The sequence below is a fragment of the Pseudomonadales bacterium genome (genome assembly GCA_024234615.1).
GTDB lineage: Bacteria > Pseudomonadota > Gammaproteobacteria > Pseudomonadales > IMCC2047 > JAJFKB01.
Genome location: JACKNY010000001.1, coordinates 1,130,423 through 1,153,223, shown reverse-complemented (window position 1 = coordinate 1,153,223; position 22,801 = coordinate 1,130,423). Strand labels below are relative to the sequence as shown.

19 protein-coding genes are annotated in these 22,801 nt (G+C 45.1%); 2 read left to right on the top strand and 17 right to left on the bottom strand.

What is annotated here, in order from left to right:
* Positions 1-7: 7 nt before the first annotated feature.
* The 15 genes from H6995_05390 to H6995_05320 all read right to left on the bottom strand — a co-directional run bounded on the left by H6995_05390 (position 8) and on the right by H6995_05320 (position 17,621).
* Positions 8-454, bottom strand: coding sequence for a hypothetical protein (locus H6995_05390; GenBank protein ID MCP5214422.1), 447 nt, complete (start codon positions 452-454; stop codon positions 8-10).
* Positions 435-1,430 carry a sulfotransferase gene (locus H6995_05385; GenBank protein ID MCP5214421.1) on the bottom strand — a complete coding sequence of 332 codons (996 nt, stop codon included), beginning with the start codon at positions 1,428-1,430 and terminating at the stop codon, positions 435-437. The genes H6995_05390 and H6995_05385 overlap by 20 nt, the downstream gene beginning before the upstream one ends.
* Positions 1,430-3,355, bottom strand: a complete 1,926-nt coding sequence (locus H6995_05380) for an amidotransferase 1, exosortase A system-associated (GenBank protein ID MCP5214420.1) — start codon at positions 3,353-3,355, stop codon at positions 1,430-1,432. Before H6995_05380 ends, H6995_05385 begins: the two co-directional genes overlap by 1 nt.
* A 153-nt stretch (positions 3,356-3,508) precedes the next feature.
* Positions 3,509-4,732, bottom strand: a complete 1,224-nt coding sequence (locus H6995_05375) for a glycosyltransferase (protein ID MCP5214419.1) — start codon at positions 4,730-4,732, stop codon at positions 3,509-3,511.
* 63 nt (positions 4,733-4,795) lie between these two features.
* A complete protein-coding gene (gene xrtA / locus H6995_05370) occupies positions 4,796-6,346 on the bottom strand; it encodes an exosortase A (GenBank protein ID MCP5214418.1) in 1,551 nt (516 codons plus the stop codon).
* Positions 6,343-7,617: a TIGR03087 family PEP-CTERM/XrtA system glycosyltransferase gene (locus H6995_05365; protein ID MCP5214417.1), complete on the bottom strand. Its 1,275-nt coding sequence runs from the start codon at positions 7,615-7,617 to the stop codon at positions 6,343-6,345. The genes xrtA and H6995_05365 overlap by 4 nt, the downstream gene beginning before the upstream one ends.
* A 205-nt stretch (positions 7,618-7,822) precedes the next feature.
* The gene (locus H6995_05360; GenBank protein ID MCP5214416.1) at positions 7,823-8,857 is read right to left on the bottom strand and encodes a FemAB family PEP-CTERM system-associated protein; all 1,035 of its coding nucleotides are present in this window, start codon (positions 8,855-8,857) and stop codon (positions 7,823-7,825) included.
* Between the two features lie 86 nt (positions 8,858-8,943).
* Positions 8,944-9,756, bottom strand: a complete 813-nt coding sequence (locus H6995_05355) for a DUF3473 domain-containing protein (GenBank protein ID MCP5214415.1) — start codon at positions 9,754-9,756, stop codon at positions 8,944-8,946.
* A 247-nt stretch (positions 9,757-10,003) separates the two neighbouring features.
* The gene (locus H6995_05350; protein ID MCP5214414.1) at positions 10,004-10,339 is read right to left on the bottom strand and encodes an endonuclease domain-containing protein; all 336 of its coding nucleotides are present in this window, start codon (positions 10,337-10,339) and stop codon (positions 10,004-10,006) included.
* Positions 10,340-10,457: 118 nt separating this feature from the next.
* A complete protein-coding gene (wecB, locus tag H6995_05345) occupies positions 10,458-11,588 on the bottom strand; it encodes a UDP-N-acetylglucosamine 2-epimerase (non-hydrolyzing) (protein MCP5214413.1) in 1,131 nt (376 codons plus the stop codon).
* A gap of 41 nt (positions 11,589-11,629) precedes the next feature.
* On the bottom strand, positions 11,630-12,697 hold the full coding sequence (locus H6995_05340) for an AAA family ATPase (GenBank protein MCP5214412.1): 1,068 nt from the start codon (positions 12,695-12,697) through the stop codon (positions 11,630-11,632).
* A gap of 39 nt (positions 12,698-12,736) precedes the next feature.
* The gene (locus H6995_05335; GenBank protein MCP5214411.1) at positions 12,737-14,326 is read right to left on the bottom strand and encodes a TIGR03016 family PEP-CTERM system-associated outer membrane protein; all 1,590 of its coding nucleotides are present in this window, start codon (positions 14,324-14,326) and stop codon (positions 12,737-12,739) included.
* A complete protein-coding gene (locus H6995_05330; protein MCP5214410.1) occupies positions 14,323-15,264 on the bottom strand; it encodes a tyrosine-protein kinase family protein in 942 nt (313 codons plus the stop codon). The genes H6995_05335 and H6995_05330 overlap by 4 nt, the downstream gene beginning before the upstream one ends.
* Positions 15,265-15,278: 14 nt before the next feature.
* Complete coding sequence (locus H6995_05325) at positions 15,279-16,826, bottom strand: chain length-determining protein (protein ID MCP5214409.1); 1,548 nt, start codon at positions 16,824-16,826, stop codon at positions 15,279-15,281.
* 141 nt (positions 16,827-16,967) lie between these two features.
* Positions 16,968-17,621 (bottom strand): polysaccharide biosynthesis/export family protein, encoded by a 654-nt coding sequence (locus H6995_05320; protein MCP5214408.1) that lies wholly within the window; start codon positions 17,619-17,621, stop codon positions 16,968-16,970.
* A 223-nt stretch (positions 17,622-17,844) separates the two neighbouring features.
* Here H6995_05320 and H6995_05315 point away from each other — a divergent pair, with 223 nt between their 5' ends.
* The gene (locus tag H6995_05315; protein ID MCP5214407.1) at positions 17,845-18,648 is read left to right on the top strand and encodes a PEP-CTERM/exosortase system-associated acyltransferase; all 804 of its coding nucleotides are present in this window, start codon (positions 17,845-17,847) and stop codon (positions 18,646-18,648) included.
* A gap of 65 nt (positions 18,649-18,713) precedes the next feature.
* Here H6995_05315 and H6995_05310 read toward each other — a convergent pair whose 3' ends face one another.
* Positions 18,714-19,538, bottom strand: coding sequence for a PEP-CTERM/exosortase system-associated acyltransferase (locus H6995_05310; GenBank protein MCP5214406.1), 825 nt, complete (start codon positions 19,536-19,538; stop codon positions 18,714-18,716).
* 250 nt (positions 19,539-19,788) lie between these two features.
* Between H6995_05310 and H6995_05305 the strand changes: the two genes are divergently transcribed.
* On the top strand, positions 19,789-21,753 hold the full coding sequence (locus tag H6995_05305) for a ThiF family adenylyltransferase (protein ID MCP5214405.1): 1,965 nt from the start codon (positions 19,789-19,791) through the stop codon (positions 21,751-21,753).
* 207 nt (positions 21,754-21,960) lie between these two features.
* Here H6995_05305 and H6995_05300 read toward each other — a convergent pair whose 3' ends face one another.
* Positions 21,961-22,773, bottom strand: coding sequence for a PEP-CTERM sorting domain-containing protein (locus tag H6995_05300; GenBank protein ID MCP5214404.1), 813 nt, complete (start codon positions 22,771-22,773; stop codon positions 21,961-21,963).
* Positions 22,774-22,801 lie beyond the last annotated feature (28 nt).

Below are 22,801 nucleotides of genomic sequence, written 5' to 3'. Positions count from 1 at the left end.
TTTTTGTTTATGCCCTCACCCTAGCCCTCTCCCAGAGGGAGAGGGGATTTGTTTGTGTGTGCTCCCAGAGGGAGAGGGAATTTATTCGTGCGTGCTTCCTAAGGAAGAGGGAATTTATTCGTGCGTGCTTCCTGAGGGAGAGGGAATTTGTCGATGCATTCTCCCGGAAGGCGGGAGCTTTATCCCTTCTCCCCTCTGGGGAGAAGGTTAGGATGAGGGGCGCTTTCTCAATAATTAAAGAGCTTTTTTCTCCCTTCTCCCTTTCCAAGAGCACGCTAGATTGGTAAGCCCGTACTCCAACGCTTCGAATCAATATTTGCTCCAATATGCCAAATTTAGATTGTTTCATATTTGATCGACCGAACAATGCCGTTGCGGAGTAAAATATGCGAGCAAGTAAAAAATATGCATGTGTGTTTTTGCCGTAGCTGCCATTAGTTATGGTTAAAATCATTGTACAATTTTGCTAAACGATCACTTTTTGCAACTACTTCTTCTATCTCACTAATCTGTTTAGGCTCAAGATATTCACGCCAACTATTGGCTGACAACTGTGGATTTTTAAAAACGCTATAGTACGAGTCATTTTCCGATTTAACACTGGCACTCACAAAATCCTCTGTCTGTTGCGACCAACTTAACCCTGCAAATTCAAATAACCTTTGGCTCATTTTAAGCGGTTGGTCACAAAGATCTTCGTACCGAAAAAACATATAATTTTCAAAACCTTGCAACTCAGTTATCGTTTTATCATTCACCAATAACCAACGCCACGCTAAACGTTGAATCGAGCTCATCGCTCTTAATGACTTTTCGTCAATCCCATACTTTCGCGCATTCTTTGTCTGTACTAATGCCAAAAGCATTCCGTAATCTTCACTCGTCGAATCTGAACTTGAAAACCTGTTTTTTTCTTCTCCGCGCATCACAGAAGCAATATATCCACAAGGGTGGCGGATAATATGTACTCCTTTACAGTTTGGCGCGCAACGCAGCATCAAACCCATTCGGCCCAGTGATTCGATTGATTTCCACGCAATACTCATATCTGAAAATTTTGATTTAGTTATTGGCGATATGACCGGAAGTGCCAGATTTGAATTTATACGTGATAACAATAATGACCCATAAACACTCGCTTTGTGGGCAAAAGAGCGAACAGAGGACGAGAAGTTTTTCGCAAATAAAGGCAGTTTGGTCGCAACTGGGGGGCGGTTAAAGTGCTCCAAACGCCCCATATAATCTAGAATATAGTCTTGGTAATAGGTAGCAGAATCAGCCTCTTCGTAAAGACCTAATTTTGATAACTTGATCCACGAATCAGGCTCATGCCGATAGAGTACACTCGGACTGCTATCAAATATTTTACCCAGCCAAGTAGTACCTGATCTAGGCATTCCGAATAGCAGAATAACGGGGTGAGCCGGCATTAGCTTGCCTTTTGCACCTTATACATCGAGCCTGACCCCAAACATTGCCTGGAGAATGACTCAAACATCAAAAGCGACCATAGCGGCGCACTAAAGTCACGACGGCCATTAAGATGTTGTTCGACCATTTGAGCAACGTAATCCATATTGAATAGGCCGCTATCAGCAATCACTTCCCCAAATAATGCTTTTTGCATACGCTGTTTCAAGGGCCCTCGGAACCAGTCGGCGAGTGGCACGGCAAAACCCATTTTCGGACGATAAAGGACGTCATTTGGTAAGTAAGGTACGAGGGATTTTTTAAATACGTCTTTTGTCGTTTGCCCATTTAATTTCAGGCCAGAGGGTATGCCTGCACTCCATTCGAGAAATTTATGATCGAGCAAAGGCACTCTGACCTCAAGCGCATGCGCCATACTGGCGCGATCCACCTTAGTCAGAATATCGCCGACCAAATAGGTTTTCATATCCAGGTACTGGATCAGTGATAATACATCCGAGCCTTTAAACCGGGAGGCATGATCTCGAAATACTTCGATAGCGTTATAGCCTTGTTGATCGCTTCTCAATCTGTCGCTAAAAAGCTTTTTACGATCCTGGTCGCGCATCAGCGACACAGTATGAAAATAGCCTTGCACACTATCTAATGCTAAAGATTGAAAGGTGCTCTTAGCACGAAAAACACGCGGCGCCCAATCGGCTTTTGGGTATACCGTCCCGAGTGCACCGAATAATGGCCGACGAATCGCCAACGGCAAATAGCTGCGTAGCTTTTCTTCATTCATGTGCCAACGGTAGCGGCGATAGCCCGCAAATACCTCATCACCGCCATCGCCAGAAAGAGCGACTGTCACGCGTTGTTTCGCCAATTGGCAGACACGGTAGGTGGGCATGGCGGAACTGTCAGCGTAGGGTTCATCGTAGAGTGTCGCAAGTTTGTCGATCAGGTCAAAATCCTGAGTATCGACGGTTTTTACAAAATGGTTGGTTTGATACCGGTCAGCCACCATTTGCGCAAATTCAGATTCATTGTAGTTCTTTTCATTAAAGGCGATGGCGCAGGTATTGACCGGCTCTTTTTGTAGTTGCGCCATCATCGCAACGACACCGCTGGAATCTACACCGCCAGATAGGAAGGCCCCTAAAGGTACTTCAGACACCAACCGAATATCCACGGCCTCTCTAAAACGCTCGATAAGTTCGTGGTGGATTTCCTCTTCACTTAAATTGACCACGGGGTCAAAACTCACGTCCCAATAAGCTTTAGGCAAACCGACTTCACTACCACGCTTGAGCGTTAAGGTATGCGCTGGCGGTAGTTTATAAACATTTTTATAGATAGTGCGGGGTTCAGGAATGTAGCCAAAGGCAAAATAGTCTTCCACTGCCATTGGGTCGACTTGCTTCGCTAATTGCGGATGAGCCGTTAACACTTTCAACTCTGAACCAAATATAAAATGGCTATCGTCCAGAAGTGCGTAAAATAACGGTTTAATACCGAGGCGATCGCGCGCGAGAAATAATAACTCCCGATTACGATCCCATATAGCAAATGCGAACATACCACGCAGACGGTTCACGCAGGCTTCACCCCAAGCCTCCCAGGCATGCACTATGACTTCAGTATCGGAGTGGGTTTTGAATATATAGCCTAGCTGTACAAGCTCGACACGAATTTCACGAAAATTATAAATTTCACCGTTGAAGACGATACAAACACTGCCGTCTTTGTTGAACAGTGGTTGTTGTCCGGTGGAAATATCGATAATAGAAAGACGGCGATGTGCTAAACCCACGCCCGGCTCGCAGTGCAGTCCACCTTCGTCAGGGCCACGATGAAACTGCACCTGATTCATTTGCGCAAGAATCGATTCATTGATTTCGCGTTGATCTTTTGTGTCAAATATTCCGGCTATGCCGCACATAAACTTTGTTCCTTGCCCTCACCCTAGCCCTCTCCCAGGGGGAGAGGGGATAGTTGGCCCGTTGTTGCTGTGGGTCCCCTCTCCCCCTGGGAGAGGGCTAGGGTGAGGGTATTAATTCTATATCGTTAAACCACTTACTAAAGATAGTCGCTCTCAACGGTTTTGGTAGACTTTTTGGTATTCGCTGACCATTTTATCCAGACTAAAGCAATCAAGTACTCTTTGTCTCGCCGCTTGTCCCTGTCTTTCTATCGTGCTCGGTTGGGAGAGATATTCATAGAGAGCGTTTGCTAATGCCTGTGGATTTTCTTTCGGCACTAGCCTTCCCGTTTCGCCGTCAAGGATAAGCTGTGAGTTACCTCCCACATCTGTCGCCACGACAGGCAGGCCGGTCGCCATTGCCTCCAAAATAGTGTTGGAGATGCCCTCCGCTTTTGACGGCAATACAAAAATATCCATTACACGCATCAAATCAGGCACTTCATCCGATGACCCCACAAACCATGCTGTCGAACTGAGGTTAGCCTGTGCTAATAACTGTTCCAATTGGGGGCGAAGTGCGCCGTCGCCTACCAGCATTAATTTGGCTTTATCTTTAAACTGAGGGTTTGCTTCCAGTAGTAATATAAAAGCACGAACTAAATTCAGCTGGTCTTTGACTATTTCCAGGCGGCCTACTGTGCCGATGATTGTTACCCTCACCCTAGCCCTCTCCCAGAGGGAGAGGGGATTTTGATTCTGCGCCGTTTGGGAGAGGGGATTTTGATTCTGCGCCGTTTGGGAGAGAGAATTTTGTCCCTTCTCCCCTCTGGGGAGAAGGTTAGGATGAGGTGCCCTTGGATAAAACCTGTCAGTATCCACACCATTACATATCTTGCTAATCTTGCCCGAATCAACACCTATTTTATGCTGAAGGTACTCCTCCAAATCATTAGACAGGGGGATATAACGATGTACAAAAAAATCAATAAAACGGTGTAACCTTTGATAGCGCTTATTCTCACCCTTGATATCATAAACATCCCAGCCATGTAAGCCGTGGATACGATAAGGCACTCGCGCGAGCCAAGCCAGCAGTTGCGACTCCAGGGTTGCTAGGTTGCGGGTATGTAATATATCAGGGTTAAGGCGGCGGATAGTCTTAAAAATTCGCCAATACAAGCCAATATCCTTGCCCGGTTTTTTGTGTAGTGAAATCAGTTCGACGGGCGGTTCAATGCGTTGGCTGAAATCCGTGTAGTCAGTCAGGCAGATTATCGCGTGCCTATAACTATCCTTGGGTAAACGGTTAATGATATTAACCAGACCATTCTCAAGCCCACCAACATCAAGCCGGTAAATAATATGTGCAATTAGGGGTTTATCGATGGGTGCCAGAGCCAATTATTGTATCGCTGTCTTGGTTAAAGTGTTATCACGCCGTGGTATCCCGCATGCCTATCAATTTCCATCTACTGTATTCTTTTTAATCTGAGGCAAAAAGTCGTTAACGAAACCACTCAAGAATTGGCGCGCGCCCTCCAAATCTTCTTGAACATAAGATGTATAAATGACCACCCCAGTGGCAGCATTCCCTTTACCCACTAACCGACCCCAGCTTTCCAATAGTTTAGCGTAATAATTATTGACCGTCGGCGTGCCGTTAATAATATTCCACTGCCAGACCAAGAGCATTTTATCGCCGAGTTTAAGCTGACTTTCAACGACACTCATCCCCTCTTCCAGGTTAATGTCCTTAATGTCCTGCTGCGTCAGATGCCAAGGCGACTCTTTGCTGTCGAGCAAAATATTATTAGCATTAATTAGCTCAGCGTCCTGCTTTTGCTCTGCGTAATGAGCCAGATAAAGCCCTACCGACTTGTTATTATTTTGATAAGCCGTCGTTATTAATTGCGAAGGATTGATATATCTTGGCTGCCAATCAGTCACCCAGGGTGCTACGGACTGCCAATTGTTAGCATCGGGTGCAGGCACCACGAAATCTCCCGCTTTAATCTGCCCGATACTGCCTGCCCACAGGGGCCACACTAAAAGTAATAACGTCGTAGCCAATGTAATCCATAACGGCTTTTTGGAATCCAATGTGCTGTCACTTTCCGCTTTTATTTGAGCTTCAGCTGGTTTCTCATCCCGCCAAAAACTACCGACCCAAAATAGAATAAACATGACAATGCCGAACCAAAGCCAGCCATAAATAAGGTGATCAACACCTACCGCTAACTTCATGCTACTCAGGTGGCCAATCATGACAATCATATAGGCGCGGATACCGTTTGCGATGATTGGCGTGATCAATGCCAACAAAATAAACAACGCGCGGCGCCAGTAACTGTAATAAGTCAAATAGGCGTAGAGACACCCTAAGGTCAGTGATGCAATAATGTAACGTACGCCGCTACAGGCTTCCACTACCGACCAAGAACCACTTGGCAGCGTAAAATACAAGCCCTCGCGAAAGACGGGAATACCGGTCTGCCGTACTGCGTACACGGTAAAGTCGGCGGTAAACTCCATCATTGACGGCACTAGAAATTCGCCAGCAGGTACGGCAAACAATAAGAATGCTAAAGGGAACGCCATAGCCCAGGCCTTTTTCAAGCCACAGACCGACCATATCAGAACGGGGATCATCGCTACCACGGCTAGCTGCTGAATGACCAACACATCCGCCAGATTTGCCAACAGCCAACCAAAGCCACAAAGTGCTATAAAGGGTAACCCTCTATAGTCAGGTTGATCATCAATAGCCTGTAATTGTTCGCGCCGAGTCCAGATCAAATAAAGACTGATGGGTAGAATCAAAAATCCGTGCGCGAAAGTCTCGGAGCGCCACCAGGTTTGCACCATGCTCCCATAGGTCTCCACATAGACGAGAAGCTGCACAGCCAGTACCACTAACAGCATCAGCAACGGCGTCCGTCGAATCTGTGCCGTTTGTTGTTGACTCATATGCGCCCCGCCATTCACGATGAGATTACCGCCGTCGCTCAAGACAACACCTCACCAACGCTCATAGCCTCATCCAGCGTCTTGTTATTTTCTGTACTAATGCCTGGCTGGGCGCTGCGATCGCCCAGCAGCTCCTCCAGTTTTAACAGGTTTTGATCCCAATTAAATTCCTGTAATACGTTTTGTCTTCCCTTGGTGCCTAATTCACGCTGATCGCCTTCATTCAGCAGCCTAACACAGGCTTCAATAAAGTCCTTTTCATGATCACAAATCGGTTGCCCAGCTACACTGGGGATACCTTCCATCGCGGCACTGGTTGCCACCACGGGTTTGGCCATCGCCATCGCTTCCAACACTTTATTTTGAACACCTCTGGCAATGCGCATTGGTGCAACCGCCACCTTGGCATGGGCCAAATAAGGACGTATATCCTTAACGGAGCCAGTGACATGGATATGTTTATTCACGGCAAGCTTCTTTACCTTCTCACTCGGGCGCGCCCCAACAATATAGAAATACGCTGTGGGGATTTGACGCTGAACTTGCGGAAAAACCTTTTCGGCAAACCAGGTTACCGCATCAACATTGGCCCAATAATCCATTGCCCCGGTAAAAACCAACACCTGAGAGTCGCTTGGATAAGGGTTACTACTCTCATGCTCCGCTGAAAAATAATGCGAATCTACACCATTGTTAATGAAGGAAACGTGCTGCTTTGACTCGGGCGCTAGCTCCTTAAATACGGCTGCTTCATGCGCCGAAACAAAGATGCTGGCGTCAAATTCTGCGGCGATTACTCGGTCAAAGTGCAACATTCGATCCGCCTCACGCCGATACAACCATTTCATTGGCCAGTTTCGACGTCGACTATATTCCCGCCACTTTTCTGAGTCGACATCGACAAAATCTATAATTCTATGCATATCCTGGTAGGCTGGACCCTGCACGTATTGCGCCATTGCCGAGGAATACACAAAGACCCGGGTTAACTGCTCAGTCTGAATTTTTTCGTCAACCCAGGATTTCAGACGAGTATGTCGATAATAAGGCAAGCTCAATGCTTCATTTTTAAAAAATGCGGTAAAGGTCCGGTACTTCTGTCGATTTTGAATTCCCAGTAAAAAGACTTCCGCGCAGTATTTACGTAGTTCCGCTTCATACTGCCAGTCTTCACTATCATCAACAAAAGCGCCTAAATAAATTCGGTAATCCCGCGCCAAGGATTTCAGCAAATTAAACGACCGTATTTTGTCGCCTTTATTGGGTGGAAAGGGAATGCGATGGGCTAGGAATAGCAGGGCTGGTTTTTTCATAGTGTCTTCACCCTCACCCTAGCCCTCTCCCAGAGGGAGAGGGGATTTATTGCAGAGTTCTTCCAGACGGAGCGGAGATTGATGGCAGATTTCTCCCATAGGGAGCGGGGATTGATCGTAGGTTTTACTCCCAGAGAGAGGAAATTTACCCCTTCTCCCCTCAGGGGAGAAGGCTGGGATGAGGGGAACAAAAAACGCATCATCATTATCCCAAATATTTCGATACAAGTGGCCCGATACGCTGGCTCAGCCATAAAGGTAGTTTTTTCCAACAATTGATCATTAGCTGATACTTCGGATTGAGCGGATTCAATTCAGGAATCTCCGTTGCATTCACCAGATAATACTCATAATACAAAGGCTCCGGCGTAAAGCCCCAATTTTTCTTGAAACTAAAGGAGCCAGTGCCTTCCTTGCTACGCCCGTAATCAAACAGCCTCACACCGCGCTCAGTGGCATGACACATCAACCGCCAATACATATAGTCATTGCCCTTAAGGTTTCTCGCCGCTGCGGTGCCACCACCATAATAGGGTAATACCTCATCTTTAAAATAGAAACTCATCACGCTCGCCACTAAAGCATTATCCTTGGTAATCGTTAGAATGTCGCTTTCAGTGGCAAATACTTGCCTTAATACTCGAAAGTATTTTTTTGAAAAAACCGGCGTACCCAGGTTTCTCACGCTGGTTGAATAGGCAGTATAAAAACGATCCACCTGTTCATCAAAGCTCGACTCAAGTTCCAGTTGAATGGCTTTGCGCACCACAGCCCTTTGTTTTCGAGGTATTCCCTTCAGGTTCTCTTCTTGGTCCGAACTGACCGGCTTACGAAAAGTATAGTACAGGGTTTTGCAGGGCCAACTTTCATCAAAGCGTTTGCGATTACGCAGCTCTAAATAATCTACCGATAATTCATCCGCCAACTGACAAGCCTTCGCCACCAAGGCTTTTTGAACGCTTTGATCCGCTGCAACCACGCCACCATACACGCAAAAAGGTGTTGAAACGAGTGAGTGTCCAAATAACCAGCTTTTAACTTCTGCCAAGGGCAGGATGCCAACTATTTCTCCCTCGCTTTCCGCAAACAGGAAATGGCCGCTATGGTTAAAGGCTTTCTCCAGTACTTCGCGCCATCCAGCGCGGTGGAAAAAAGTGGCATCAGGAGACTGTTCGACAAATTGATCCCAACGCTTTGTATCAGCGTCCGTTAATACTTTTATATTCAATTCTTGCTTCAAACTGACGGCCTATTTTTATCGTTTATGCCCTGCAGCTCTCTCATTCAAGATTTGCTGTCATCAGGGTAGAAAGTTCTTAACACACTTTAGGGGTTGATATACACCCGATCCATGCGATCCCAGTTAAAATCCGCTAACAGGCTTTTGAGCCGAGACTCCATCCGCCCCAAATTTAAATAATGACGAAAGCGTGATTTCCAGCTGGCATCCTTCTGACGCGGCTGTTCGGTATCAATCTCCCAGGGATGGAAGTAAAAAATGGTGGGCTTGTTTTCTTTTTCATTGACGGTGTTAATCGCCCATTTCGAAAATGCATACGGGTAAAGACGAAAATAACCACCGCCACCGATAGGAATATTACGCGAACCTATACGCAAAGTGCTGATAGGAATCTCAAGCAGGCGTTCACGACATTTGAACAGGTATCTAGGTGCTTCTGGAAAACCATATAGATCGTGCTGAACCGGGTATACACTTGAGCTATACAGGTAGCCGGCACTTTCAATTTCTTCATGCGCCCAAAGGTTTGCTTTGCCAATGGAATAACTAGGCGCACGGTAACCATTAACCTTTTCGCCGGAAATATCCTCTAGTAACTTTTTGGCTCGGACAATATCGTCATGGAATTCAGAACGAGATTGGCTGGTGACACGGTAATGCGAATAACCATGGCTCGCCAGTTCATGCCCCTGTTCAACAATGTTTTTTACTAACTCAGGAAAGCGTTCCGCCACCCAGCCAAGGACAAAAAATGTCGCTTTGGTTTGATGTGTATCGAATAGTTCTAGAATTCGTTCGGTATTTTTAGCCACGCGGACGGGCATCGAATCCCAGCGATCCCGCGCTATCGTTTGCTCGAAGGCAGAAACCTGAAAATAGTCCTCGACATCGACAGTCATGGCATTTGTGATTTTATTCATTATTTTTGGATCCGGTTTACTCAGGATAAAGTATTGCAGATATATTGTTTATTGCACGGGTATTTTTTCCCTCATCCCGGCCTTCTCCCAGAGGGAGAAGGAGAAGATTTCCTCATCCTTCGGAGGGAGCCCCTCATCCCAGCCTTTTCCCACAGGGAGAAGGAGCATACCCCCTCACCCTCGGGGGGGAGTCCTTCGATCTGTCCCCTCTCCCCCAGGGAGAGGGTTAGGGTGAGGGCACCTCCAACGTACACAAAATTCGTTCCAACACCCCATCAACATTATCAAACACTTCATTATTCCAGAATCTCAACACATCAAAGCCGAGATGCTTAAGATATTCCGTCCGTTTATTGTCATACTTCTGCCTTTCAAAATGCTGACTCCCATCCAATTCAACGATCAGCTTTCTCTCAAGACAGACAAAATCAACAATATACTTACCTATCGCGTGTTGACGACGAAATTTATAGCCTGCTAAATTTCGGTTTCTTATTCTTCGCCAAATTAGTTTTTCTGCATCAGTTGCGTTTTTTCTTAACACCCGCGCGTGGGATTTCATATGACGTCCTTGTCATTTGTATTGCGGCCCTCCCCATCTGGAAGGACTTATGCGTAGTATCCCCTCTCCCTCTGGGAGAGGGCTAGGGTGAGGGTATTTAGTCTTTTCCAAACTCGCTCTACGCTCCCCTTCCCTCAAACCACTGTTCCAAATCCTTTGCAATCCGAACCGCAGCTTGCCCATCCCATAATTCCGGTTGACGCCCCTGCTTTCCACCCTTTGCCAGAACTTCATCCAGAGTCTGTAAAATTAATGCCGAATTTGCACCGACAATAGTATTGGTTCCCTGCTCAACCGTAATCGGACGCTCGGTGTTTTCTCTAAGCGTAATGCAAGGTACTCCTAGCGCTGTCGTTTCTTCCTGAATACCGCCTGAGTCCGTCAAAACAAGCTTCGCTTTGGACATTAATCCCAGCAATTCCATATAGCCCAAAGGCCCGGTGGTTACGATATTAGCTTCAGCGATCATCTCTTTCAGACCAAACTGCTCAATTCTTGCTTGTGTGCGCGGATGCACCGGAAAAACTATCGGTAGGCGCTCAGAAGCTTGCACAACTGTTTCGATTAAACCTCTTAAAGTCTGTTCATCATCTACGTTGGAAGGTCGATGCATCGTCAATAAAGCAAAATTCTGGCCGGCACTGACGATAGCAGCGCCACCAGGAATATTGGCGAGAGTCTCTGCTGCTGGCGTTGCTTGCCGGACGTGCTTCTTGAGTGTGTCAATCATCACATTGCCAACGAATCGAATTCGTTCTGGCGCCACGCCTTCTCGTATTAAGTTCGCCTGGGCATTACGTTCAGTGGTATAAAGCAGGTCCGCAATTTGATCGGTCAGCACCCGGTTTATCTCTTCCGGCATCGCTCTGTCGTAACTGCGTAATCCCGCTTCGACATGAATGACCGGAATATGTTTTTTGGATGCCACCAAAGCACAGGCAATGGTCGAATTAACATCACCCACCACCAACACGGCATCGGCCTGATGTTCATCAAGCACCGGTTCAAAGCGTTGCATCACTTCCGCAGTTTGCACCGCATGGGAACCCGAGCCCACCCCGAGGTCGATATCCGGCTCAGGAATGCCTAACTGGACAAAAAACTGGTGCTTCATATTAGCGTCGTAATGCTGTCCGGTATGTACCAGCTTTACACAAATTGATTTCGTTTCGTTTTTAATCGCCTCTACGATAGGAGCAATTTTCATAAAATTCGGGCGTGCGCCGACAACACAAATAAGCTGATACATAGTCTATTTCTTAAATGATTGGGGGTTTATAAAGTTAAAAGCTATTTCTTAAGCTGGTTTATGGTTTGGCGTAATAGGTGTATTTTTGCCAGCATTGTTTTCTCCATCGATTCAAGCGCTACTTCTACATGTTGAATCTGCTTCTTCATGTCCATCATCTTTTCTTCCCGCTGACCTTCTGTAGCACTATCTGGAGAGTTCGAACCGGGTTCTGTGTCGACGAGTTTTGTCGGCGTTTTTGCGGCAGCCTTTTTCTCTGCTTTAAGCTTAGATTCAGCCTCATCTTCGTCCGGCACAGCGACCTCACTTGCCAGCTCTTTGGAAACAATGTTCACTACTTCGGGCTTGAACACAAATAGCTCTTCAAGATAGCCGTACAGTAATAATCGATCGCAGAACACGTTAATTCGACGCGGTACGCCCTTTGTAAAATTGTGGATTAGCTCAAAAGCAATATCGGTAATAACCGGTCTTGAGGACCAACCCACTTCCTTTAAACGGTGCTCAATATACAACCGCGTTTCCTTTTTATCGAGCGGCGCCAAATGGCAAGATGCTATTATACGCTGACGCATCTGTTCCATTCCGGGGGACTGAATGGTATGCCTAAACTCTTCTTGCCCCAAGAGAAAGCTTTGAATCAGTGAGCGTTTATCCGTTTGAAAGTTCGATAACATACGTAACTCTTCTACCGTTTCCGATGGTAGATTTTGGGCTTCATCCACGACCAGGAGTACGCGCTTTCCCTGAAACTCGGACTTCTTGAGAAAGGTCTCAAATTGCCTAAGCAATGAGGCTTTGGACAACCCTTCATAGGGCAAACCAAAGGCGGAGGAAATCATTTTAAGGAGTTCATCGGGGCCAAGTTTGGTGGTCACTAATTGCGCTGCAATAACTTCATTTTGATCCAATTCAGAGAACAAGTTACGCACGAGCGTTGTTTTGCCAGTTCCCACGCCACCAGTGATGACAATAAAACCTTCTCCTTGGCTTAACCCATAACGGAGGTAAGACATAGCGCGCTTATGTACACTGCTATTAAAGAAGAAGCGAGGATCTGGGCTCAGCTGGAAGGGCTTGGTCGAGAGGTTATAAAAAGCTTCGTACATTAGGTCATCTTTTGTTAGTGGTACTTGTCATGAGTTGATCTAGAAAAAATGTTGAAAGGAGATGGTAAATCGATTTTCAGTGTAAGCTCTTAAACTGGTATCCGCATCCCTGTCAGAATAATAAATCTCGGCCGATAATGTTGATTTGGCAGTGATATTGGTCGTGAGCGACCAACGCAGGCTTAAATCAGTCCCCTTTTCACTGTCTTCATATTTATTTTCGCCCTGTTCAACTGAAATGAGCGATGTTGTTTTAGGCGCCAACTTGTAGGACCAGGTGAGATTAACATCAAACTCCCGTTCACTCGCGCCGTCTCCGATATAGTCTCTTTGTTGATTGGATACGCCCAGAGTAATGATATTTTTAGCACCACTTATGCTCCAGGAGGCGTTCAATCTTTTATTAATATAAGTATTATTAGAGATTGATGACTGACCACCTAAAATACCGATCAGCTGTTCATCAATCTTGGGAGGATCATTAGGGTTAAATAGTCGGCACTGCTGGATATCGCTACTCCCCAAAGGGCACACGAGAGTGCCAATCAACTCCTGATTGAGCAGCTGATCGCGAAAATCACTGACACTCTCGCTGTAAGCAATCTGCCAGCTGGAGCGTCGCATCTGATGACTCAAACTAAAATCGTAGGTTTCTCCAAAAAAACGATTTCCATATTTTGCAGAAATGTTTGTACGCACCGTCGGTGTCCATGACAAGCTACCACTAATAAAGTTTTCATCCTCATTAGGGCGAGGGTCGGTGCGCTTATTATAACTTATGGATAAATTGAAATTTCGAGATGGCGTCCAGCCGAAACCTCCGCCATAGTAACTATCATCCGGACTACTGTTGCCTCTATCGCCAATAAATTCATTATTTTCATCCGTACCCGATACATTAATACTGAAAGAGCGTGTCAACCTAAGTCCTATAGAACCCTGTAAAACTTCGGTGTCAGTTCTATCACCCTGGGTATAATCAATTTCACGGCTGTTGTAATCTAAGTTCCAAAACAAGTTACCCGTACTGCTGCCATTTTTAAGCGAAGCACGCAAGTTATCGCCAGTACTATCGCTCGAGTTTAGATTGTTGCCATTGTCATTTTCGCTGTCTACATAATCATAGGTGTAGCGCAAATCCGCTAAAAGGAAGTTACCTATCTTTGGTTTGAATGAAGGACTTAAGGAATATGAATACACATCCTCAGAGTTTTGAGAACCGCTGATCTGATCTACCGACACACCATCTCGAATATTGACCAATTGTTGGCCTACCCGCGCATTCGCATCAAAAAATATTAGATCTTTAACAAGTTCCGACTTTAACAAAGTCTGGAGCCTGTGGTTAGTGTCATTTCTCTCGGTATGATCCTGATATGCCAGATTTTGCATGCTATAACTAAATTGTAAATCGACACGATTTCCGTCTGCCGACAGCACCAAGCTGGGACTCAACTCTGTCACCAAATCATTACTTTCGTTCGTCGACTCTAGAAAAATATTATCTGAATAAACTTCTCTCAGACTAATATCGGGTTTAATATCCCACTTCGCGGCGATACAGGTTTGCACCCACAAGGGGTTTAAAAGTACAAAACCTAAAATGCTAAGCTGCGTTGTTATTCTCATTTATCTTCGCTGTAGTAGTAACCGTAATAAGACTCCCCTACCGATTTTGATTTATTCAAAACCAAGCCGGTCAGTTTGTCTCTTTCCAATAGTGCAATGGCATCCTTAACTGCTGACTGAGAAGTTTTATCCTGCTCAACCACAAGCACAATTTGGCCAACCAATTTTGCAAGTACCTTCGCCTCACTGGTGATTAACATCGGAGGGCAATCAAAAATAATTATACGATCCGAGTAACGCGTTGACATTTCATGAGCCAATTCCTGCATAGCATTACTGGCCAGCAACTCGTGCGAAAGGTGATGCGTTTTACCGGCTGGGACAATGGTTAAATTATGAACATTAGTAGTTAAAAGAATATCGGAGAATGAAGACACATCGCCGCTTAAATATTCGACTAATCCGGGTCGATCTTCCATTTCCAACATCTTGTCCAACCCAGGTTTAACCACATCAGCATCCACCAACAAGACTCTTCGGTCTCGCTCTACGGCAATACTCATCGCCAAGTTAAGCGAACTAAAGGTTTTACCCTCGCCAGAATAAGCGCTAGTAACCATGATTAGATTTTTATGAGATTTATCCAGATCAGCCGCTGCCGCTTTTTGCAATAGCGGCCTTTTTATATGCTTATATTCTTCTTTGATTTTACTGCGTTTATCGTCTGGCATGATTACGCCAAGCTTCGATAATCCCTCCAGATCTAGGTTTAGAAATCCATTTTCATCACAGGCAGGGGTGGCCTTATCCTTTTTTGCACTTTTATCCTGTTGCCCAGCGGGAACGTCCGTACCAACAGTTTCCCTGTTATTCACAGGTGTAGCGGCTTGATCACCCTGCATTGGCACAGTTGATTGGATGGTTTCTTCCTCTGCCTTTCTTGCCAGGTTGTCTTTCGAGGCTTGGTGCTTACGAAGCGCTTTTTCTATGGTATCCATATCAACTTCTCAAATTATCTTAAAGTACTACCTACTTGTCCGGTGACCAGCAGTTGAACGAGTAAAAGTGCAGAGAACACTGCCAACAGTAAAAACAATAAGCCGAAAAATACTAAGACTTTGTTTTTATCGCGATTTTCCTCCCCTTCAAACTGAATATATCCGACGCTACCCAATACCGGCAATCCTGTTTGTAACGCCAGCATTCTGGCGCTTGCGAAAGTCGGTCGAATCAGGACGAGAAGCAAAGCAAGTCCAATCCCGACCGCCATTCCAGCAACTAAAACAGCACTGGCAAAGAGAATACGAGGCGGCCCCGATGGTTCAAAGGGCACCCGTGTGGGATCGACAATTTTAAACTCTATTTCATCTGAGGCCTGACTTGCTTTTTGACTTATTGATGCCTGCTCACGCCTTGATAACAAATCCTGATACTTAGCTTTGATAACGCCGTAATCTCGGTTTAAATCAGCCATTTCCGCTTCAATCGCAGGTATGGTATATACCAGTTTTTGCAGATTTTCTACGCGTGTCTCGTACGATTTAACTCGTGCCTCTAAAGCGGCAACCATTGACTGCGCCTGGCTCAAGCTGAGTTTGAGCGACTGCATTACCGGATTTCCCTGATCCACAACTTCCGAACGATTTGACAAATCCTCTTCCCGCTTCAGTTTCAAATCCTCAAGCTGAGATTTCAAGGTAATTACGTCCGGGTGTTTATCCGTATATTTCAGAAACATTTCATCCAGACGCGATTCAATCGCTGCTATCCTTTGATCATAAATGCTACTTGCCTCCGTACCACTTTGATCAAAAATAAAGGAAAGTTCCTCTTCCTGATCTTCAATTTGCTCTTCAATGGAGTCGCGCTGACGCTTGGCCTCGACCAATTGCAATTTAGCCGATTCAACCTCTGCCATACCGGCCTGTAGCCGTTGATAGTAATCATTTCCAGAGCCTGATAAATGCCCCACATTCTTACGTTTAAACTCAACAAGACGTGCTTCGGCATCTTTCAAGCGCTGTTCATACTCTTTGATCTCAGCGTCAAGAAAACGACGTGCCGTTACAGAATCTTCACGATTTTCACCTAAGGTGTTCTCCACAAAAACCGTAAGGACTGCCTGTACAACCCGCTTTGCCACATCTCTATCTTCATGGGAGTAGGTGATTCTGTATAAATCCTGACGATCCACGCGCAGTAGTTCGATGCCATCTTTTAGTTCTTCTAAAAGCTCATCCATTTCCTTATCTGTCTTGGCCGTTAGATCAAGATCTGTAATTCGTGCAATTTTTTCCAGGTTCGGACGACTCAGTAAAGTACTAACCATCAAATCAACCTGCTGATTGGATGAGGTTGAAAAGGCTAGCCCCCTTAACAAGGGACGAAGAAAGGATTGAGTATCAATATGTACTCTGGCACTGGCTTGATATTCATCCGGCAACTTGAAGACAACGGCCCAGCCGATGATACAAATAAGCCAAGCGGTAGCTAATGCATACCAGCGTTTTAGCCAGATAGCACGAGCATAATAAATAATTAGGTCAATAATTTCCTGCATATCCTATTAACTTTCCTCTACAACCTTCCGTTATTTCCCAAAGTAATCTGTGAAACAGTATTTACCTGGATTGCTTTGCGATGTCTTCAGTAATGACCAAAAACAGTAAGTTTGTTACTGATAAATAGGGCTGAGTTTATTTTAGAAAAAAGATTCAGGAATAATCAAAATATCGCCTGGCAACATGTCCACATTTGCCGATATATCGCCATCACGCACGAGCTGATTTAATTTGACTCGATATTCCTTCTGCTGGTCACCCACCACACGCACGATAGTCGCTTTATTACCAGCCGCAAAATCAGTAATACCACCCACTGCTATCATCACATCGAGTAACGTCATATCTTCACGATAAGGAATAGCTTGAGGATTTGTGGCCTCACCAATAATTCGAATTTGCTCGCTGTATGGCCCGATGAATCCGCCGACCATGACAGTCACAATGGGTTCTTTAATATATTCAGCTAAAACCTTCTCAATATCTCTGGCTAACTGGGCCGGCGTTTTACCACTAGCGTCCAGCTCTTCAACCAGAGGCGTTGTGATTTTTCCATCTGGGCGCACAGTGACGGAATTTGAAACCTCAGGATTTCGCCATACGAAGATATTAACCGAATCACCCGGACCAATCAGATAGGTATAATCACTAGGCGAGGTTGTGACGGGTTGTTTCGGTGTCGCCGAAGGCAAATCCATTGTATGTGAAGCGCAACCACTAACAAGCAGCAATGCCAGCATGTAAGCGAGAATGACGCCACTTCTATTTATAAGAAATTTTCCACATTTATTCATTTGCTATCCACCTTAATTAAGTCCACCTTTGAGGCCACTCGAAATTTTCAATTTGGCTCGCACATGATAAGCCATGCATGCAAGTAATTCTATAAACATGCCAACGCATCATTACTATAGCCTGCATAATCGAAAAATGACAAATTCCTTGTAAAAATAGCGTAAAAAGCAATTTCTTCTATACTAACTGTTAATCACAGCCAATTATTCTTCAGGCATGCAAATGCAATTGCAGCAATCAAACACTCCACCACCACAACAGCAATGCGAAAATATTGTTGAAAACTTCAGCAGCTATTTTGATGTTGTTTACGCAAATACGGCTGCATTGCTTAGCGCCGTTTATAAAATTCGATATGATGTATTTTGTGAAGAGTTAAAACTCGAAGAAGGTTGTCCCAAAGACGTGGAAAAAGACGAGTTCGACGCTTACTCTCATCATTTCCTATTAAGGCATAAACGGTCTGGCGAATTTGCTGGCACCGTCAGGTTTGTGATTCCCCCAGCAGAAAATACTAGCCTTATGCTTCCTTTCGAAAAATATTGCCTGAGCGCCTTTAATAGGCGAATTATTGACCCTGCCAAATTACAACGTGGTAATTTCGGAGAGGTATCCCGTCTGGCCGTTCCCGCACGTTTTAGAAAAAGGGTCGGAGAATCTGGCAAGCCTTATATAGTGGATGCCGTTGAAAGCACTAGCAAAGCCAACGAAAAACGTTTGTTCCCTTATATTTCCGTTGGCCTTTACCTGACTTGCGCCGCTCTTTTTGTTCACCGTCAACTGGATTATGCATTTGTGATGGTCGAGCCTCGACTGGCTCGTAGTATGGCGCGAGTGGGTATTAAATTTGAACAAGCTGGTGACGTGACCGACTACCATGGAAAACGGGCACCTTTCTACATTTCGCAGAGTATGCTCGCTAAAAATCTAAAACCTGAAATTATGGGGCTGTTTTACTATCTAAAAGAAGAGGTAGCCCGCCAACTAGATTCCCCACCACCCACATATAACCGACTCACCGGTTAAGCGAAAGCGAACCTTTTAAGCTGAATAATTAAAGCGGAACAACAAAGACTAACCTTAAAGCGCAATTAACCTGCCAAAACCTTTTCCGTATCCAGGTATGGCATCAGTGGCCACACCTCACCGTTTTTCGTTACAAAGCGCCAAATATCTGGACGCTTCTGCCAGATGCCTAAAGCAACCTCATCGGCATTAGCATAGCAAGGTTGGCGCAAGCCCCTATGGGAAATAACATCTCCAAGCGGCGTAAACTTAATACCGTAACGACTCAAAAATCTTAACAACGGAGGTTCCATTACAGCAAACCAATTCTCAACACCCTCTTCCGCGCTCATTTTAAAAATTGCTGCGAATAGGGCGACCGTAATATGCGGCAAAAGCCGACAACCATCGGTAACATCCAGCCGTGATGTAGAGCGCTGGTGATCACTACCATCTTCCAAAAAATCCAACTGTGGGTTGACCGACAAATCCTTGCGCATCCCATTCTCCTGCTGCACCAAACAGTTTTTAAACTCTTTAGAGACGCAAAAACGAGATATCTCAGCAAACTTTGATTTGTCTTCAAATCCCCTCCCGATCTCATCACCAATAAGACTTGGTGAAACCAGCTCTTGGATCGGAAAATGGAAATCGGCTTGATCTGAACGAGGCAGGACAAGGCGCACATTAGCTGTTAACTGACCCGTTAAACGGTGCCTAATAATTGAATGCGCAGAAAACAGATCAAATTTATCGAATTCAATATCTTCACCACAGGAGGAAGGGGCTTCATATTGATTTTCAACGCAATATACTTGATGGCGAAGTCGCAGGGCCTGGTCTAACAGAGTGGGCGAATTAGCTCGAACAATTTCGAAGACACTGCTAAATTTTTTATTTATATCATCCAAGTCTTCTCCCCCACAAAAATGACTTACCCTGCAAACATGCTATGCTACCTGTAGCACTAATTCAATGCAATATTTGTTCCTTCTCAATAAAATCAATGTGTTAGGTATCTCGCAAAGAACAATTGTAAATAATGCTGACAATATGTAAGACGACAAAAGAAGGCACGCTAGCCATAAGGTAATCCTATTAATATTCTTATTTTATGCAATACTTATTAACAATCAATGACACGCCTCAAAGACAAGATAAATGACCGAAAATACTTTTAAGTATCGACAAGCATTCTCCCGAAATACTGGCTGGGTCACTCCAGATGAACAGCAAATCCTTAGATGTAGGCGTGTTGCGATTGCCGGTCTAGGTGGCGTTGGTGGCAGTCATCTAATAACCTTAACTCGGCTGGGTGTTGGTAAATTCAACATTTCGGATTTTGATAAATTTGGCATCGAAAATTTTAATCGCCAATTTGGCGCTGCTATGTCTACCGTAGAGCAGCCAAAAATGACGGTGTTAGCTGCTCTAGCCACAGACATAAATCCAGAACTGGAAATTCGAGGTTTTGACACCGGCATTAATGAAAAGAATGTGGATGAGTTTTTACAGGATGTTGACCTCTATGTAGATAGCTTAGATTTCTTTTCAATTAAAGCCCGTCGTCTACTGTTCTCAAAATGTGCGGAAAAAGATATTCCTGCTATTACAGCAGCACCGCTGGGGATGGGTTGCGCCTATCTAGGCTTTTTACCCGGCAAGATGAGCTTTGAAGATTATTTTAAGCTGGAAGGACATGATGAAACCGAACAGTTGATACGCTTTCTCGTGGGGCTGGCGCCCGCAAGACTGCAAAACCGTTATTTAGTCTATCCACAGGCGGTCGATATTCCCAATAAAAAAGGCCCTTCAACTCCGTTAGCCATAGAGCTATGCGCTGGTGTTGCTGGAACGGAAGCATTAAAAATTCTTTTGCACCGAGGTGAGCCCATCGCCGCACCTTGGGGTATGCAGGTGGATGCTTATAGTAATCAACTGAAAAGAACGTATCGCCCCTGGGGAAACAACCACCCCATACAGCAACTATCTCTAATCATAGGCCGTAAAAAATTCGGCGAAGCACTCAGGGATTCATCAGCAACAGCGTTTCAGCCTCAATCGACCATTGAAAAAATACTCGATTCAGCCCGATGGACACCCAGTGGGGATAACAGTCAACCTTGGTGTTTCACGATAATTAACGAGCACAATTTTCAAATCAACGTTGAAATCGATAATGATAACCCCTACGAATATAACGACGGAGAACCCACGCTCATCAGCACAGGAATGCTGCTGGAAACCATTGGTATTGCAGCCAGTCGATTTGGACTAAAACTTAACTATGATGTAGATAGACCCAATAGCACACAGCTGGTTATTCAATGTGTATTAGAAAGTGATCCAACAATCCAACCCGATAACCTGTTTGCCTTCATCAAAACACGCTCTGTAAACCGTTGCTCTTATAAACGACAAAAGCTGAGCAAAAAAACTATCGCATTGCTTACCGACACGCTGCATCCTCAACTTAGCATCCACTGGTATGAAACACTAAACGAGCGCTGGAACATGGTAAAGCTAAACACGCTAGCAACAGATATAAGGTTGCGCTTAAAGTCCTGTTACGCCGTCCACACAAATATTATAGATTGGACTTCAAAACAAAGTCCTTCTGGAGTACCCGCCAGTGCACTTGGTCTAGATCGCGCAACGCTATTTCTCATGAAATGGGCGATGGAGAAATGGGAGCGCATTAATTTCATGAACAACTATCTCGGCGCGACCCTCACTGCAAGATTACAGATGGACGTTTTACCCGGCCTAAACTGTGCTGCGCACTTTGCCGTCACTCTTGCGCCAAAGACTGACAAGTCTACTACTAATCTACTCTCCATGGGTGCTTCGCTACAGCGCTTTTGGTTAACGGCTACTAAACTGGGCTTAGCAATACAACCTGGACTAGCGCCGTTATGCTTTGCCAACAGGTCTCTCTCACCGAAAATTTTTAACTCTGACAATAAAACTTTACATAAAGCCCAGCAACTGGATAAGTCACTACGCAAACAGCTACACCAGGAAGCATCTAATGCACTTTTTTTAGGCCGTGTCGGTTATCCGAAATCGCAACTTCAAGTAAGTCGCTCGGTTAGACTCAGTCTTGAAAGACTCATCGGCAATTAAACAACCCAAAACTCAGGTTTAGATCTTTCATATGCTCCAGAAGCGAACATACTCTTTTCTTTTTAGTGAGAAAACTTGAGAGCGCGAAATGGTAACAATCGAAGATAGGAAATCCGTAGTTTACTGCGCTATAAGAACTAAAAAAAGAGCCTGCCAATTGGCAAGCTCTCTTCTTAATGGATGAAGATCGTTCAACCGGTAGGTTGTTTAAACCTTACGGCGACGTGCTGCACCTAAACCTAACAGACCTAATCCCAACAGACCAAGCGTTGCTGGCTCAGGAATTACTTTTCCTCTTACGTCAGCACTGCCGCCTAAAGCAGTTTGTCCATGAGGAGGGGGTACTGCAGTACCAAAAGACGAAGTAAATGTGAAGTCGGCAGTTCCACCAATATTATCATTCAAACCATCAGTATCGAAGTTACCGTTAGCTATTGCTCCAGCACCAGCAGTATTCCCATTTGCCAAACCGGTAAAATCAACATCAAACAATCCTGTGCCTGTACCAACGTCATTACCGCCGCTACCAATTTGATTACCCGTTCCAACCAAGGCCGCATTTTGAAAACCAAAATTGTTAGTCAATACCAAATTAGGATGCCCTGCCAGAGTTAACCAGAGTGCTCCATTGCTAGCTTCGGCGATATCTTCAGCCTGAGACGCGCTGGTAAAAGGATTAAAGTCATTAGTTGCACCGGTGCCCACATAGAAATTCACCCAACCACCGGTAAATACTACTTCTGTTGGTAAAATCTGAGCAACAGTAAAGCCACCGAAGGTATAGGTCAACTCACATAGGAATGGGCCAGCAGCACAAAAATTTCCGTTGCCGTTAATCTGTGTAACTTCGCCATAGCCAGTTAACACATCCCCAATATTAGCGACTGTATTTTCATAAATTGACGCCACCTCAAAATGGACGCCCCCAGGAGTTTCAATACCACCCAGATTAATAGCCGACGCGCTATTGGCGAGACCTAATCCGGCAGCTATTGCACTTGCTAATACTAATTTTTTCATTGTCTTCATCCTTTTCACTGTTCTAAAA

Bases quoted from the DNA above. Each gene is read 5' to 3' on its own strand.
- H6995_05365 (MCP5214417.1), bottom strand. From the start codon at position 7,617: ATGAAAAAACCAGCCCTGCTATTCCTAGCCCATCGCATTCCCTTTCCA.
- H6995_05380 (MCP5214420.1), bottom strand. From the start codon at position 3,355: ATGTGCGGCATAGCCGGAATATTTGACACAAAAGATCAACGCGAAATC.
- H6995_05385 (MCP5214421.1), bottom strand. From the start codon at position 1,430: ATGCCGGCTCACCCCGTTATTCTGCTATTCGGAATGCCTAGATCAGGT.
- H6995_05350 (MCP5214414.1), bottom strand. From the start codon at position 10,339: ATGAAATCCCACGCGCGGGTGTTAAGAAAAAACGCAACTGATGCAGAA.
- H6995_05330 (MCP5214410.1), bottom strand. From the start codon at position 15,264: ATGGATACCATAGAAAAAGCGCTTCGTAAGCACCAAGCCTCGAAAGAC.
- H6995_05325 (MCP5214409.1), bottom strand. From the start codon at position 16,826: ATGCAGGAAATTATTGACCTAATTATTTATTATGCTCGTGCTATCTGG.
- H6995_05315 (MCP5214407.1), top strand. From the start codon at position 17,845: ATGCAATTGCAGCAATCAAACACTCCACCACCACAACAGCAATGCGAA.
- H6995_05300 (MCP5214404.1), bottom strand. From the start codon at position 22,773: ATGAAAAAATTAGTATTAGCAAGTGCAATAGCTGCCGGATTAGGTCTC.
- H6995_05390 (MCP5214422.1), bottom strand. From the start codon at position 454: ATGATTTTAACCATAACTAATGGCAGCTACGGCAAAAACACACATGCA.
- H6995_05355 (MCP5214415.1), bottom strand. From the start codon at position 9,756: ATGACTGTCGATGTCGAGGACTATTTTCAGGTTTCTGCCTTCGAGCAA.
- H6995_05305 (MCP5214405.1), top strand. From the start codon at position 19,789: ATGACCGAAAATACTTTTAAGTATCGACAAGCATTCTCCCGAAATACT.
- wecB (MCP5214413.1), bottom strand. From the start codon at position 11,588: ATGTATCAGCTTATTTGTGTTGTCGGCGCACGCCCGAATTTTATGAAA.
- H6995_05320 (MCP5214408.1), bottom strand. From the start codon at position 17,621: ATGAATAAATGTGGAAAATTTCTTATAAATAGAAGTGGCGTCATTCTC.
- H6995_05340 (MCP5214412.1), bottom strand. From the start codon at position 12,697: ATGTACGAAGCTTTTTATAACCTCTCGACCAAGCCCTTCCAGCTGAGC.
- H6995_05335 (MCP5214411.1), bottom strand. From the start codon at position 14,326: ATGAGAATAACAACGCAGCTTAGCATTTTAGGTTTTGTACTTTTAAAC.